This is a genomic window from Bacillus cereus group sp. MYBK216-1, from assembly GCF_051916495.1.
GTDB classification, from domain to species: Bacteria; Bacillota; Bacilli; order Bacillales; family Bacillaceae_G; genus Bacillus_A; species Bacillus_A thuringiensis_K.
The window spans coordinates 1-14,833 of the sequence record NZ_JBQAGT010000029.1 but is presented as its reverse complement, the minus strand read 5'-3'; the positions used below and the strand labels follow the sequence as shown (position 1 = coordinate 14,833).

Below are 14,833 nucleotides of genomic sequence, written 5' to 3'. Positions count from 1 at the left end.
GAACACGGAAGTTAAGCTCTCTAGCGCCGATGGTAGTTGGGACCTTGTCCCTGTGAGAGTAGGACGTCGCCAAGCAACTAAAAACACAAGTCATTTGACTTGTGTTTTTTTATTTCCCATGAAATAGATTTGGTTCCATTAATAAAAAATTTGAAATATAGTAAGGGATTTTTTGAGCAGAAATACTTAGAAATTGATAAATAAATGGATAATCTTCAGAACCATAACTGCCAAGTAAGTCATACCACCAATCTGTTTCATACCTAGAAATCATGCTTAAATTATAGAGCAATAAATAATGAATGAGGAGTTCAGGTAATATTGGCTTAGGATTTCTAGGATCAGTCGTAAGTGGCAAATAATAAGTATTAGTAAGATGTTCATAGTATAAAGGAGTACTGTACATAGGATTCCATGATTGAATGGGCGCTGTAAAAAGTAAATTCGATTCATTAGTCTTCTCAGGTACGTGCTGTATTGATAAATGCTTACAAGATGTTTCAATGTAACGAGAAAATCTCTCTTTAGTCATATGTAATCGATCTAGTAGGTTGACTGAAAAGGAGAGCTCATTTTTAATTGTTGAATCGATTTTATATAAAGTTGATCCTTTTTGACTATAACGAAATAAATTTTGTAATTCTGGAATATTTCCCATTAATTCTAACATGTTAAATTTTTCTGCTTCTAAGTGTTTCATGTGAAACAGTTGTTCTGCAACATGAGTAAATAATCCGTTTTTTTGTACCTTCACCTCATCTTCTAAAAATTGATACCCTTGTTTTTTTCGTTTGCGAGTTGTAACGCCATGAGCTAAAACAGTAGTGGATTCAGGATAGTTAGGGTCAATAGTTAGTAGGCATGCTTTAAAAAGTTGACTAATTCCATAAAATAACAACATTGGTTGAATGGAAAATGGAGCTGTCTTATATAATTCATAATAATTTTTCCCGTGTTCTAAGTAATAAATAAAGGGATAACAATTTTCAAAACTTTTTTTTTCGGCATCCTGAATAGAGGATTTTTCGTAACAACGGGCAAGATAACTTTGTACGTTTTGAGATGAAAAAAAGAAACTTAACTGCTGCCAAGTACAAGATGTTTGATGCATATATTACGCTCCTTTTATTGTCTAAAAATTCTAACATATATATACGTCCTTGACAGTATTTTAACCAATTGATAAGCTACTAATAATAATTTCTGGTATCATAGGGGGAACAATTATGTGGGAATCTAAATTTGTTAAAGAAGGTTTGACTTTTGATGATGTATTACTTGTACCAGCTAGGTCAGATATATTACCAAGAGAAGTAAGTGTTAAAACAGTTTTATCTGAAAGCTTACAGCTAAACATCCCGTTAATTAGTGCAGGAATGGATACAGTAACAGAAGCTGACATGGCTATTGCAATGGCTCGCCAGGGTGGTTTAGGAATTATTCATAAGAATATGTCTATTGAGCAACAAGCAGAGCAAGTTGATAAAGTAAAGCGCTCTGAAAGCGGCGTTATTTCAGATCCTTTCTTCTTAACTCCAGAACATCAAGTATATGATGCAGAACATCTTATGGGAAAATATCGTATCTCAGGCGTACCGGTTGTAAATAATTTAGATGAGCGAAAATTAGTTGGTATTATTACAAACCGTGATATGCGCTTCATCCAAGACTACTCAATCAAAATTTCTGACGTAATGACAAAAGAACAATTAATTACAGCTCCAGTTGGTACTACACTGGAAGAAGCTGAAAAGATCCTACAAAAGTATAAAATTGAAAAACTCCCTCTTGTTGATAATAACGGTGTATTACAAGGGCTTATTACAATAAAAGATATTGAAAAAGTAATTGAATTCCCAAACTCTGCTAAAGATAAGCAAGGACGCTTATTAGTTGGAGCAGCAGTTGGTGTAACAGCGGATGCTATGCTTCGCATCGATGCATTAGTAAAAGCTAGTGTAGATGCAATTGTACTTGATACAGCACATGGGCATTCTAAAGGTGTTATTGATAAGGTAAAAGAAGTTCGTGCTAAATATCCATCACTAAATATTATCGCTGGAAATGTTGCTACTGCTGAAGCAACGAAAGCACTAATTGAAGCTGGTGCAAACGTAGTTAAAGTTGGTATTGGACCAGGTTCTATTTGTACAACACGCGTTGTAGCCGGTGTTGGTGTACCACAATTAACTGCGGTTTATGATTGTGCAACAGAAGCTCGTAAACACGGCATTCCAGTTATTGCTGATGGCGGTATTAAGTACTCTGGTGATATGGTGAAAGCTTTAGCGGCAGGAGCACATGTTGTTATGCTAGGTAGCATGTTTGCAGGTGTTGCAGAAAGCCCTGGAGAAACTGAAATTTACCAAGGTCGTCAATTTAAAGTGTATCGTGGTATGGGTTCTGTCGGTGCGATGGAAAAAGGAAGTAAAGATCGTTACTTCCAAGAAGGCAATAAAAAACTTGTCCCAGAAGGTATTGAAGGACGAGTACCATATAAAGGACCTTTAGCAGATACAGTTCACCAATTAGTTGGTGGCTTACGTGCAGGTATGGGATATTGCGGAGCACAGGATTTAGAATTCTTACGCGAAAATGCACAATTCATTCGTATGTCAGGTGCTGGCTTACGTGAAAGTCATCCTCATCACGTACAAATTACAAAAGAGGCTCCAAACTACTCATTATAATGTCTTATATACAAATAGACAGAGATTTGATATCTCTGTCTATTTTTTTTTGATTATGTTAGAATAACGGTTATGTGAGTACATAGATATTGGGGGTAGCAAAAGTGAAAGGTATGTTTTGCAAAAGATTCATTGCTTTGGTAACAGTGCTTACACTAGCTTGTAGCATTTTTATGCCATATAGCAATGCATCAGCTGAAACAGGAGCCGCTTTAAACATTGAAGCAGGTGCGGCAATTTTAGTAGAAGCGAATTCTGGGAAAATTTTATATCAAAAGAATGCAGATGAATTATTATCCATTGCTAGTATGACAAAGATGATGAGTGAATATTTAGTTCACGAAGCAGTGGATAAAGGAAAACTTAAGTGGGACCAGAAAATTAAGGTTTCTGAATATGCATATAAGGTTTCACAAGATGCTTCATTATCAAATGTTGCATTAGAAAATGGTGGCTCTTATACAGTAAAAGAGTTATACGAGGCAATGGCAATCTTTTCTGCAAATGGTGCAACAATTGCATTAGCAGAAGCAATTGCAGGTAAAGAAGTAGACTTCGTAAAAATGATGAATGATAAATCGAAAGAACTAGGGTTGAAAAATTATAAATTTGTCAATTCTACAGGTTTAACGAATAAAGATTTAAAGGGAATGCATCCTGAAGGAACAACAGCGGATGAAGAAAATAAAATGTCTGCAAAGGATGTTGCAACTTTAGCACAACATTTAATTAAAGATTATCCAAAAGTGTTAGATACAGCAAAAATCCCTAAAAAAGAATTCCGTCCAGAAAAAGAGAAGTTTGCAATGTCGAACTGGAACTGGATGTTAAAGGGCTTAGTTAAAGAATATGATGGCGTAGACGGCCTAAAAACAGGCTCAACTCCAGAAGCAGGAGATTGCTTCACTGGTACGGTTGAAAGAAACGGAATGCGTTTTATTTCTGTAGTTATTAAAACAAGTTCTCATACAGCACGTTTTGATGAAACAAAGAAGCTATATGATTATGGATTTGCTAACTTTGAAGTGAAACAAATGTATAAAAAAGGTTCTTCAGTAAAAGGACAAGAAACAGTACGAGTAGAAAATGCGAAAGATAAAGATGTAGCAGTTCAAACGAAACAAGCTATTTCACTTCCAGTGCCAAAAGGAAGTAAAGATGTTTATAAAACGGAATTAAAAGAATCAAGTAAGGGACAAGAAGCACCTATTAAAAAGGGAGCGGCGCTTGGTCAAATGGTAATTACGCCAAAAGATACAAACGACCCTGGATTTTTAACTGGTAAGTCACTGCAAGTGGATCTTGTAACAACATCTGAAGTGGAAGAAGCAAACTGGTTTACTCGTGCTATGCGCGGAATTGGTTCATTCTTTAGTGGTATGTGGAATAGTGCTGTTGATACAGTAAAAGGTTGGTTTTAAAAGCTCCTCATGATAGGAGCTTTTTTTTATTCCTATTTTTCATACCGACTTTATGAAAAAGTAGTAGACAAGCATCTGATAGTTAGTGGTAGAATGTAAGAGTATTCTTAATTTTCGCCTTTAACGGGGGAAAGCAATTCACCTAGGGGGGTTTTTGTACATGACAAATGTAACAGGGACAGAACGTGTAAAACGTGGAATGGCAGAAATGCAAAAAGGCGGCGTTATTATGGACGTAGTTAACGCTGAACAAGCAAAAATTGCAGAAGAGGCAGGCGCAGTTGCCGTTATGGCATTAGAGCGTGTACCAGCAGATATTCGTGCAGCAGGTGGCGTTTCTCGTATGGCAGACCCAACAATCGTTGAAGAAGTTATGGGTGCAGTGTCAATTCCGGTTATGGCAAAATGCCGTATCGGTCACCTTGTAGAAGCACGTGTATTAGAATCATTAGGGGTAGACTATATCGATGAGAGTGAAGTATTAACTCCTGCCGATGAAGTATACCATTTAAATAAACGTGATTACACAGTTCCGTTTGTATGTGGTTGCCGTGATATCGGAGAAGCTGCACGTCGTATTGCAGAAGGTGCATCTATGCTTCGTACAAAAGGTGAACCAGGAACAGGAAACATTGTAGAGGCAGTGCGTCATATGCGCCAAGTCAATGCAGAAATCCGTCAAGTTGCAAGTCTACGTGAAGATGAGTTAATGACATATGCAAAAAATACTGGTGCTCCTTATGAAGTACTACTTGAAATTAAACGCCTTGGTCGTTTACCAGTTGTAAACTTTGCGGCAGGTGGTGTAGCAACACCAGCAGATGCAGCATTAATGATGCAACTTGGTGCTGATGGGGTATTTGTTGGATCTGGTATTTTCAAATCAGAAAACCCAGAGAAATTTGCACGTGCAATCGTTGAAGCAACGACTCATTATGAAGATTACGAACTAATTGCAAGCCTTTCTAAAGGATTAGGTAATGCAATGAAGGGTGTCGAAATTTCAACGTTATTACCAGAACAACGCATGCAAGAGCGTGGATGGTAATTAAAGGAGAACTTTAAAATGGTGAAAATCGGTGTACTAGGTCTTCAAGGTGCAGTTCGTGAACATGTAAAATCAGTTGAAGCAAGTGGTGCAGAAGCTGTTGTTGTAAAGCGTATAGAGCAACTTGAAGAGATTGATGGTCTTATTTTACCGGGCGGTGAAAGTACAACAATCCGCCGTCTTATTGATAAGTATGCTTTCATGGAATCACTTCGTACATTTGCAAAGTCTGGTAAACCAATGTTTGGTACATGTGCAGGGATGATTCTTCTTGCGAAAACACTTATTGGCTATGAAGAAGCACATATTGGTGCTATGGATATTACAGTTGAGCGCAATGCGTTCGGACGCCAAAAGGATAGTTTTGAAGCTGCACTTTCAATTGAAGGCGTGGGTGAAGACTTCGTTGGTGTATTTATCCGTGCGCCGTATGTTGTAGAAGTAGCTGATAATGTTGAAGTGCTTTCTAAGCATGGTGATCGAATGGTAGCGGTAAGACAAAATCAGTTTTTAGCTGCTTCATTCCATCCGGAATTAACAGATGATCATCGTGTGACAGCATACTTTGTTGAAATGGTAAAAGAAGCGAAAATGAAAAAAGTTGTATAAGTAACTTGCAACTTGTATAAGATTATAGTAAATTGATGGTAACAATTTTATAAAATAAGCGTGTTGATAGGAAATAGTAACAAATGTCGTTTCTTATAGAGAGTCGATGGTTGGTGGAAATCGATAGAAACAGTTTGTGAATCCATCCTGGAATGGAATGTGGAATATCTTTTGGATTAGTAAGCATTCCCGGTGAAGAGCCGTTATTTCTACTTGAGAGGAAAGCAGTAATGCTTTCAACTAGGGTGGCAACGCGGGTTAACTCCCGTCCCTTTATATAGGGACGGGAGTTTTTTGTGTTTTATAAAATAAAAGGAGGAGTATATAATGCTTGATATTAAATTTTTACGTACAAACTTTGAAGAAGTAAAAGCAAAATTACAGCATAGAGGCGAAGATTTAACTGATTTCGGACGTTTTGAAGAACTTGATACGAGAAGAAGAGAACTACTTGTTCAGACAGAAGAATTAAAAAGTAAACGTAACGAAGTATCTCAACAAATTTCTGTATTAAAGCGCGAAAAGAAAGATGCAGAAGCTCTAATTTTAGAAATGCGTGAGGTTGGAGAAAAAGTAAAGGATCTTGATAACGAACTTCGTACAGTTGAAGAAGACTTAGAAAGATTAATGTTATCTATTCCAAATATACCTCATGAATCTGCTCCAGTTGGTGAAACAGAGGATGATAATGTAGTAGCACGTACTTGGGGAGAAGTGAAAGAATTTACTTATGAGCCAAAACCACATTGGGATCTTGCTACTGATTTAGGAATTTTAGATTTTGAACGCGCTGGGAAAGTAACAGGAAGCCGCTTCGTATTTTACAAAGGTGCTGGTGCAAGATTAGAGCGTGCTTTAATTAGCTTTATGCTTGATCTTCATACTGATGAGCATGGATATGAAGAAGTATTACCTCCATATATGGTAAACCGTGCAAGTATGACGGGAACAGGGCAACTTCCAAAGTTTGAAGAAGATGCATTCCGTATTGAAAGTGAAGATTACTTCTTAATTCCAACAGCTGAAGTACCTGTAACGAATATGCATCGTGATGAGATTTTAAATAAAGAGCAATTGCCTATAAGATATGCTGCATTTAGCTCTTGCTTCCGTTCTGAAGCAGGTTCAGCTGGGCGTGATACACGTGGTTTAATTCGCCAGCATCAGTTCAATAAAGTAGAGCTTGTGAAGTTCGTAAAACCAGAAGATTCTTATGAAGAGTTAGAAAAATTAACAAATGATGCAGAACGCGTGTTACAATTATTAGAGTTGCCATATCGCGTTATGAGCATGTGCACAGGCGATTTAGGATTTACAGCAGCGAAGAAATACGATATTGAAGTATGGATTCCGAGCTATGGCACATATCGTGAAATTTCTTCTTGTAGTAATTTTGAAGCTTTCCAAGCGAGACGTGCAAATATCCGTTTCCGCCGTGAGCCAAATGGAAAACCAGAACATGTTCATACATTAAATGGATCTGGTCTTGCAATTGGACGTACGGTTGCAGCTATTTTAGAGAACTACCAACAAGAAGATGGTACAATTATAATTCCAGAAGTTCTTCGCCCTTATATGGGAGGAAAAACAGTTATTAAGTAAATTTAAACATTCATCGGTATGAGTGATTGGTAATTATGAGCGTTGTCAGTACTGTAATGTAGGAAGGGGAAAGTAAAATTTTCCTTTCCTCATAATTTATTTTAGTAGGGTTGACTAACTGTTTTTCTTTTGATATTATATTTGATGTCAATATGGAGGTATACCCAAGTCTGGCTGAAGGGATCGGTCTTGAAAACCGACAGGCGGCGAGAGTCGCGCGGGGGTTCGAATCCCTCTACCTCCTCCAGATATAATTGACAACAGCGCATATAAGTGGAGATTGGAGAACTCGTTACCAACACGTAACGAGTTTTTATTTTAAAACCAATCATAAAGTATGGTGTAAGGTAATCTTGTCCTTATTACACACTCATATTCCGATGATTATCTTCATAGATATGAAAGGAGTCAACATGGATCTTATTATACAAACGTTTCCTTTAGATGGAAAAACTTTATATTATGTACAATGTCCTGTCTGTAAGAACAATAGAATTTTAAACAGTGGTGCAAATGTATCACGCATTATTAGTGATGATACATTCCGTAAACTTTGTGGTTGTACTTGTGATGTAAAACCAGCTAAGAGTAAAGTAGAGGCGCCAAAACAAGTTAAAAAAGCGGCTGTAAAGAAAGAAGCAGCTCCAAAACGTACAGGTAAAGTATTAACGGCAGTAATTAACGGTAAAGAAATGACTGTTAAAGAGATTGCTGAAGCATACGATATTAGTACAAGTACTGTTCGTCAGCGCATTAACGCAGGAAAACCTGAGAGTGAAATTATTGCTCCAACAAAGAAGAAGTAATTTAATAGGAAAACCCGTGCATATGCACGGGTTTTTTATTTTACAAGTTTACGTGTTTGTTTTAAAAAATGGCCAATTTTTTTAATGATTGGTTCGATTGAATCACCATCTTTTAAAATATCGTACTCATTAATATTTAAGCGTAATACAGGGCATGAATTAAAGTTGTTAATCCAGTTTTCATAACGTCCATGCATTTCTTTCCAGTACTCAATTGGTGTTTGCTGTTCCATTGGGCGCCCGCGTTCTTGAATACGATCGACAATATCATCGAAAGAACCTTCTAAGTAAATTAATAAGTCTGGATGAGGGAAGTAAGGAGTCATGACCATAGCGTCAAATAAACCTTTGTATGTTTCATAATCAGTTTCCGTCATTGTCCCTTTTTCATGATGCATCTTTGCGAAAATTCCAGTGTCTTCGTAAATGGAACGATCTTGAACAAAACCGCCACCATATTCAAAAATTCTTTTTTGTTCCTTAAATCGTTCTGCTAAAAAGTACACTTGTAGGTGGAAGCTCCAGCGAGTGAAGTCCGCATAGAACTTGTCCAAATATGGATTGGAATCTACTTTTTCAAATGATGTGCGATAACCTAAAGCATTAGCTAATGCAGTTGTCATAGTTGATTTACCCACACCTACCGTTCCGGCGATAGTGATTACTGCGTCATTGGGTATATCATATTTTTGCCTTAAATTCATTATTATTTCGACTCCTTTAAGAGAGTATTTTGAAGGGCAGATAGGATGACGTTTAAATCATCAGGATTTTTTACAAAATCCATATCGTCTCCATTAAATTTCAATACTGGTATTTCTGGATGATCTTTTTTAAAAGCATCCATTGCTGTTTCATAATCTTTTGTGAGCTGTAGTAAGTAATTTGGATCCATGTTTTTTTCAAATTCTCTTCCGCGCATGGCGATTCGTTTTTGCAATGTTTCTAGGCTAGCTGTTAAATAAACAATGACATTTGGCACAGGCATATCTTGTGTAAGGATACGATAAATTTGCATGTATTTGTCATATTGAGAGTCTTTTAATGTGCGGGATGCAAAAATTAAATTTTTAAAGATATGGTAATCCGCTACTACTGGTTTCCTTTGATTCAAATACTTTATGTTAATGTCTTCTAATTGTTTGTATCTATTACAAAGAAAGAACATCTCTGTTTGAAAACTCCATTCGTCGATGTCTTCATAGAACTTTCCTAAAAAGGGATTTTCATCAACAATCTCTTTTAGTAAGTGGAGTTGCATGTGAGTTGAAATTTCCTTCGCAAGTGAAGTTTTTCCAACACCAATTGGTCCTTCAACCGTGATAAATGGTACTCCGGTCACGCTGTTTCCTCCTTTCAATCAGTGATTTACCGTGACTACTAAAAACACAAAACAGAATTATTGTAGCATAAGAGGGAAGCGAGCGGGTTAATTTGATATAAAAAGTTAGAAAATAGATATATGTATTAATTAAATTTTATTTTGGTTGATGATGTTATATTTGCTTTCAATGTAGTTTCCATTATTTTCAAGGCATGTATATTATCTTGGTCGTTGTTAGAGGCGATACAATCCTGTGGTACATACAATGTATAATTTCTCATATGAGCATCATTAGCTGTAAATAGGATACATATATTTCCAGCAACCCCTGTTAATATTAGATTTTCTATTTTTAAATAACCTAGTAATGAATTTAAAGGTGTTTCATAAAAAGCGGAATAATGTGGTTTAATAAAAATGTAATCATCAGAATTTGGAGCAATTTTATGGATTATATTTTCGCTATATTCATTTGTGCAATGAGTAATAAGTTGGTCGATATCAGATCTCCAAAGTTGATAATGGTCATTAACGTAAATTATAGGATAGCCGAAGGATTTCATTTTTTTCTTTAATTGTAAAATAGGGTTTGTTATAGTTTCGCATTTTTTAGCTAGAATGGGTCCGTGGGAAAATTGAAAGTCATTAATCATATCGATAATGAGCAAGGCGGTATTTTTCATATGTAATCCCCTCTCTTTTTTCTTTTAGGGTGGATTGAATTTGTAAAAGTTATCCCCTGTGTAGTAAATGGAAATAAGTGTACTTTATTTGTAATGAAAGGACTATGTTATGAAACAAGATCAAGATATTTATTTTATGCAATTAGCGATAGAAGAAGCTAAAAAGGCAGAGGAAATACAGGAAGTACCAATTGGAGCAGTTATAGTGTTAGATGGTGAGGTAATTAGTGTTGCCCATAATTTAAGAGAAACTGAGCAAAGATCAATAGCTCATGCTGAGTTGCTAGCGATAGATGAGGCATGTAAAAAATTAGGGACATGGCGTTTAGAAGATGCAACATTGTATGTAACATTAGAACCTTGTCCAATGTGTGCCGGTGGAATTGTTTTATCACGAGTGAAGCGAGTTGTATATGGTGCAAGTGATCCGAAGGGCGGATGTGCAGGAACATTGATGAATCTTTTAACGGATGAACGCTTCAATCATCAATGTGAAGTAGTATCTGGTGTACTAGAGGAAGAATGCGGTACGTTGTTAACGAACTTTTTTAGAGAGCTTCGTAAAAAAAGAAAAGCGATAAAAAAATTAGGGGGAAATACTGAGAACTAACGTATTTGCATTTTACAAAGAAACAAGTTATACTGATAATGCCTTTAATAAAGGCAACCGAATATTGGTTTTAACTTTGCCGTGCTAAGCGGGGAGGTAGCGGTGCCCTATACTCGCAATCCGCTCTAGCGAGGCCGAATCCCCTCTCGAGGTTATGTTGCTGTAAGGTCTGCCTTAAGTAAGTGGTGTTGACGTTTGGGTCCTGCGCAACGGGACCCCGTGAACCTTGTCAGGTCCGGAAGGAAGCAGCAATAAGCGGGTCTTCTCGTGTGCCGCAGGAGTGCCTGAACCGAGCTAACTGCTTGAGTAACGCTTATGGTACGTAATCGACGGAGGGTGCACGGCAGTTATATATGTATACAAAACTCACCTTAATAAAAAGGTGAGTTTTTTGTATAGAAAATAACTTTTGGAATCTATAAACAGAATGGGTTATAATAAATGAGATAATAACCTTTGAGGGAGGCCGTATTTTCGTGTCATACCAAGCGTTATACCGAACATGGAGACCGCAAAAGTTCGAAGATGTAGTCGGTCAAAAGCACGTGACAAAAACGTTGCAAAATGCCCTTCTTCAAGAGAAAGTTTCACATGCTTATTTATTTTCTGGTCCGAGGGGAACAGGAAAAACAACAATTGCAAAAGTATTTGCAAAAGCAATTAACTGTGAACATGCTCCGGTAGCTGAACCTTGTAATGAATGTCCTTCTTGTTTAGGAATTACACAAGGATCCATTTCAGATGTATTAGAAATTGATGCGGCTTCAAATAACGGTGTAGATGAAATTCGAGATATTAGAGATAAAGTAAAATATGCTCCAAGTGCTGTAGAATATAAAGTATACATTATTGATGAAGTTCACATGCTTTCTATGGGTGCATTCAATGCGCTTTTAAAAACCTTAGAAGAGCCGCCAGGACATGTTATCTTTATTTTGGCGACAACAGAACCTCATAAGATCCCACCTACAATCATTTCACGTTGTCAGCGCTTTGAATTCCGAAAAATATCAGTGAATGATATTGTTGAGAGATTATCAACGGTCGTGACAAATGAAGGTACGCAAGTGGAAGATGAAGCATTACAAATTGTTGCACGTGCTGCCGAAGGTGGTATGCGTGACGCGCTTAGTCTTATTGATCAGGCTATATCTTATAGTGATGAGATTGTTACGACAGAAGACGTATTGGCCGTAACAGGATCTGTTTCTCAGCAATACTTAGGAAATTTAGTAGAGTGCATACGTGAAAATGATGTATCAAGAGCATTGCAACTCATAGATGAAATGATGAGTAAAGGGAAGGATCCAGTTCGTTTTATGGAGGATTTCATTTACTATTATCGTGATATGCTTTTATATCAAACTTCACCGCAACTAGAACATATGTTGGAACGAGTAATTGTAGATGATCAATTCCGTAAGTTGAGTGAAGAAATGCAACCGGAAGTGATCTATGAGATTATTCATACCCTTAGTAAGGGACAACAGGAAATGAAGTGGACAAATCATCCGCGTATTTTCTTAGAAGTTGTTATGGTGCAATTGTGTCAACAGTTTATGATGCAAGCAAATGGTACAGATCGTTTGCAAGCAATTATGAACAGGATGCAGCAACTGGAGAAAGAGTTAGAGCAAGTCAAAAAGAACGGTGTGCCAGCTGGTGTACAACAAGAAGTAAGAGAGACACGTGCAACACCAAAACCGGTACGAACAGGAAGTATGAAAATTCCTGTCGGACGTGTAAATGAAGTATTAAAACAAGCGAAGCGTCAAGATTTAGAACAATTAAAAGCTGTATGGGGTGAGTTGTTAGGAAGACTCAAATCATATAACAAAGTAGCGTTTGCCGTTTTACTAGAAAATAGCGAACCGGTGGCAGCTTCAGATGACACTTACGTTTTAGCATTTCAATATGAGATTCACTGTAAGATGGCGAGCGAAAATCGAGAAGCTATGGATACAGTAGAACAAGCTTTATTTGAATTGCTAAGTAAAAGGTTAAATATGATTGCCATTCCCAAAAGTGAATGGGGTAAAATCCGTGAAGACTTTTTACAACGTGAAGGTGGAGAGTCTGAAGAAAGTCCGGAGAAAAAGGAAGACCCTCTTATAGAAGAGGCAGTGAAATTAGTAGGGCAAGAACTCATTGAAATAAAAGAGTAATAATAATTAGGAGGAATTAATTATGATGCGTGGCGGAATGGGAAATATGAATAACATGATGAAACAAATGCAAAAGATGCAAAAGGACATGGCGAAAGCACAAGAAGAGCTTGGTGAAAAAACAGTTGAAGGTACAGCTGGCGGCGGAATGATTACAGTTATCGCAAATGGTCACAAGCAAATTCTTGAAGTGAAGATTAAAGAAGAAGTTGTAGATCCAGAAGATATCGAAATGTTACAAGACTTAGTGTTAGCTGCAACAAATGATGCGCTTAAAAAGGCTGATGAGCTTTCAAACTCTACAATGGGTAAATTTACAAAAGGCTTAAACTTACCGGGTGGAATGTTCTAGGAGGATATTGATACATGCATTATCCAGAACCAATATCAAAACTAATCGATAGTTTTATGAAGTTGCCAGGTATCGGACCGAAAACAGCGGTTCGATTGGCGTTTTTCGTATTAGATATGAAAGAAGATGACGTGTTAGGTTTCGCGAAAGCACTTGTAAATGCGAAGCGAGATTTAGCGTACTGTTCTGTATGCGGACATATTACTGATCGTGATCCTTGTTATATTTGTAATGATTCACATCGAGATCAATCAGTTGTTTGTGTCGTGCAAGAACCGAAAGATGTAATCGCGATGGAAAAAATGAAAGAGTATCAAGGTGTATATCATGTGTTACGTGGTGCGATTTCTCCTATGGAGGGAATTGGACCGGAAGACATTAATATCCCACAACTCTTAAAGCGACTACATGATGAAACCGTACAAGAAGTGATATTAGCAACAAACCCTAATATTGAAGGGGAAGCTACAGCCATGTATATCTCCCGCCTCTTAAAACCTACAGGCATTAAAGTAACTCGTATTGCGCATGGTCTGCCAGTTGGTGGAGATTTAGAATATGCAGATGAAGTGACACTATCCAAAGCGTTAGAAGGTCGCAGAGAAGTATAAGAGGAGAAACAAAAATGTTCTTTCAAAAAAAGGGTAAATTGCGTAAAGAGTATGACGATAAGTTAATTGTACTTTTGGAAAAAGTGAAGAATGAGTGGTTACGTCAGAAGAGAATGGTCGAACAAAGTGTAGAACCGTCTCAAGATGTCATTTGTTCTTTGAAAATAGCAGAGGCGAAATATTTCTTTTTGTTGAAAGAAGCAAAGCGTCGTCCTGTAAAAATGGAACAATGGTAAAGGGTTCTGCTTTCTAAGCAGGCCTTTTTATTTTATTTGTTAAATGCTGAGTTATTGTTTTATTTAGTTTATATGAAAGGGATGCCACTTATGATAACTGTTCTTTTTTATTGTCTTGTCCCATACAAATAGATGTATAGGTCATTCATAAGGAGGAAAAAATGAATTCTACAATTATTATTGTTGGCATTCTTACTTTAGTATTTATTTTTCTTGTTTTTGGTGTTGCCTCTAAGCCATTACGTTTTATAGGTAAGGTGATTTTTCATGTTACTTTAGGAATAGCGTTGCTTTTTATCGTAAATGTTATAGGGACATATTTTGATTTTCATATCCCGATTAACATGGGTACAGCAGCAATAACGAGTTTATTAGGCCTACCCGGTGTGGCAGCATTAGTGATTATTAAGCTTTATATCATGCCAAGATAAAATTATTTTGGCATTTTTTTTAAAAGTGTTGACTATTAAATGATTAATATGGTAAATTAATAAGCGTCGTCAGCAGCGAAAGAAAAAAACTGTTGACAGATTTAACGAGAAATGTTAAATTATAAAAGTCGCTAAAACGCGATGTTGAACTTTGAAAACTAAACGAAACAAACAACGTGAAACGTCAATTTTTATTTTAGATGCTAGACAAACTAACTTTATTGGAGAGTTTGATCCTGGCTCAG

16 protein-coding genes, 1 tRNA gene, 1 other RNA gene and 1 other annotated feature are annotated in these 14,833 nt (G+C 36.8%); of the genes, 14 read left to right on the top strand and 4 right to left on the bottom strand.

Annotated features, from left to right (window positions below; translation table 11 throughout):
* Positions 1-109: 109 nt before the first annotated feature.
* The gene (locus ACTFRH_RS30585) at positions 110-1,111 is read right to left on the bottom strand and encodes a YaaC family protein (protein WP_440048910.1); all 1,002 of its coding nucleotides are present in this window, start codon (positions 1,109-1,111) and stop codon (positions 110-112) included.
* A 115-nt stretch (positions 1,112-1,226) separates the two neighbouring features.
* Here ACTFRH_RS30585 and guaB point away from each other — a divergent pair, with 115 nt between their 5' ends.
* The 7 genes from guaB (at position 1,227) to ACTFRH_RS30550 (ending at position 8,176) form a co-directional block, all read left to right on the top strand.
* Complete coding sequence (gene guaB / locus ACTFRH_RS30580) at positions 1,227-2,690, top strand: IMP dehydrogenase (protein ID WP_000264088.1); 1,464 nt, start codon at positions 1,227-1,229, stop codon at positions 2,688-2,690.
* A 113-nt stretch (positions 2,691-2,803) separates the two neighbouring features.
* Positions 2,804-4,111 (top strand): D-alanyl-D-alanine carboxypeptidase DacA, encoded by a 1,308-nt coding sequence (dacA, locus tag ACTFRH_RS30575; protein ID WP_125653127.1) that lies wholly within the window; start codon positions 2,804-2,806, stop codon positions 4,109-4,111.
* 160 nt (positions 4,112-4,271) lie between these two features.
* Complete coding sequence (gene pdxS, locus ACTFRH_RS30570) at positions 4,272-5,159, top strand: pyridoxal 5'-phosphate synthase lyase subunit PdxS (protein WP_000186165.1); 888 nt, start codon at positions 4,272-4,274, stop codon at positions 5,157-5,159.
* 18 nt (positions 5,160-5,177) lie between these two features.
* Positions 5,178-5,768 carry a pyridoxal 5'-phosphate synthase glutaminase subunit PdxT gene (gene pdxT, locus ACTFRH_RS30565; protein WP_440048905.1) on the top strand — a complete coding sequence of 197 codons (591 nt, stop codon included), beginning with the start codon at positions 5,178-5,180 and terminating at the stop codon, positions 5,766-5,768.
* A 54-nt stretch (positions 5,769-5,822) separates the two neighbouring features.
* Positions 5,823-6,044: a binding site (T-box leader), on the top strand.
* 51 nt (positions 6,045-6,095) lie between these two features.
* Positions 6,096-7,370: a serine--tRNA ligase gene (serS, locus tag ACTFRH_RS30560; RefSeq protein WP_000884187.1), complete on the top strand. Its 1,275-nt coding sequence runs from the start codon at positions 6,096-6,098 to the stop codon at positions 7,368-7,370.
* Between the two features lie 154 nt (positions 7,371-7,524).
* Positions 7,525-7,617: transfer RNA gene (locus ACTFRH_RS30555), tRNA-Ser, on the top strand.
* 166 nt (positions 7,618-7,783) lie between these two features.
* Entirely contained in the window at positions 7,784-8,176 is a 393-nt protein-coding gene (locus tag ACTFRH_RS30550; protein ID WP_000364191.1) for a DUF3797 domain-containing protein, read from the top strand.
* Positions 8,177-8,211: 35 nt separating this feature from the next.
* Here the strand turns inward: ACTFRH_RS30550 and ACTFRH_RS30545 are convergent, their stop codons facing one another.
* The 3 genes from ACTFRH_RS30545 to ACTFRH_RS30535 all read right to left on the bottom strand — a co-directional run bounded on the left by ACTFRH_RS30545 (position 8,212) and on the right by ACTFRH_RS30535 (position 10,183).
* Entirely contained in the window at positions 8,212-8,880 is a 669-nt protein-coding gene (locus ACTFRH_RS30545; protein WP_001053585.1) for a deoxynucleoside kinase, read from the bottom strand.
* 2 nt (positions 8,881-8,882) lie between these two features.
* Positions 8,883-9,518 carry a deoxynucleoside kinase gene (locus tag ACTFRH_RS30540; RefSeq protein ID WP_000148218.1) on the bottom strand — a complete coding sequence of 212 codons (636 nt, stop codon included), beginning with the start codon at positions 9,516-9,518 and terminating at the stop codon, positions 8,883-8,885.
* Positions 9,519-9,643: 125 nt separating this feature from the next.
* Positions 9,644-10,183, bottom strand: coding sequence for an isochorismatase family cysteine hydrolase (locus ACTFRH_RS30535; protein WP_000798723.1), 540 nt, complete (start codon positions 10,181-10,183; stop codon positions 9,644-9,646).
* A gap of 109 nt (positions 10,184-10,292) precedes the next feature.
* Between ACTFRH_RS30535 and tadA the strand changes: the two genes are divergently transcribed.
* The 7 genes from tadA to ACTFRH_RS30500 all read left to right on the top strand — a co-directional run bounded on the left by tadA (position 10,293) and on the right by ACTFRH_RS30500 (position 14,588).
* Entirely contained in the window at positions 10,293-10,793 is a 501-nt protein-coding gene (tadA, locus tag ACTFRH_RS30530; RefSeq protein ID WP_000806702.1) for a tRNA adenosine(34) deaminase TadA, read from the top strand.
* A gap of 79 nt (positions 10,794-10,872) precedes the next feature.
* Positions 10,873-11,137, top strand: an RNA gene (ffs, locus tag ACTFRH_RS30525) — signal recognition particle sRNA large type.
* A gap of 132 nt (positions 11,138-11,269) precedes the next feature.
* Complete coding sequence (gene dnaX / locus ACTFRH_RS30520; protein ID WP_000121564.1) at positions 11,270-12,958, top strand: DNA polymerase III subunit gamma/tau; 1,689 nt, start codon at positions 11,270-11,272, stop codon at positions 12,956-12,958.
* 25 nt (positions 12,959-12,983) lie between these two features.
* The gene (locus tag ACTFRH_RS30515) at positions 12,984-13,310 is read left to right on the top strand and encodes a YbaB/EbfC family nucleoid-associated protein (RefSeq protein WP_014894853.1); all 327 of its coding nucleotides are present in this window, start codon (positions 12,984-12,986) and stop codon (positions 13,308-13,310) included.
* Between the two features lie 14 nt (positions 13,311-13,324).
* The gene (recR, locus tag ACTFRH_RS30510) at positions 13,325-13,921 is read left to right on the top strand and encodes a recombination protein RecR (protein WP_000559169.1); all 597 of its coding nucleotides are present in this window, start codon (positions 13,325-13,327) and stop codon (positions 13,919-13,921) included.
* Positions 13,922-13,935: 14 nt separating this feature from the next.
* Entirely contained in the window at positions 13,936-14,157 is a 222-nt protein-coding gene (locus ACTFRH_RS30505; protein ID WP_000466019.1) for a YaaL family protein, read from the top strand.
* A 161-nt stretch (positions 14,158-14,318) separates the two neighbouring features.
* On the top strand, positions 14,319-14,588 hold the full coding sequence (locus ACTFRH_RS30500; RefSeq protein ID WP_001089271.1) for a pro-sigmaK processing inhibitor BofA family protein: 270 nt from the start codon (positions 14,319-14,321) through the stop codon (positions 14,586-14,588).
* The last annotated feature ends 245 nt before the right edge of the window (positions 14,589-14,833 follow it).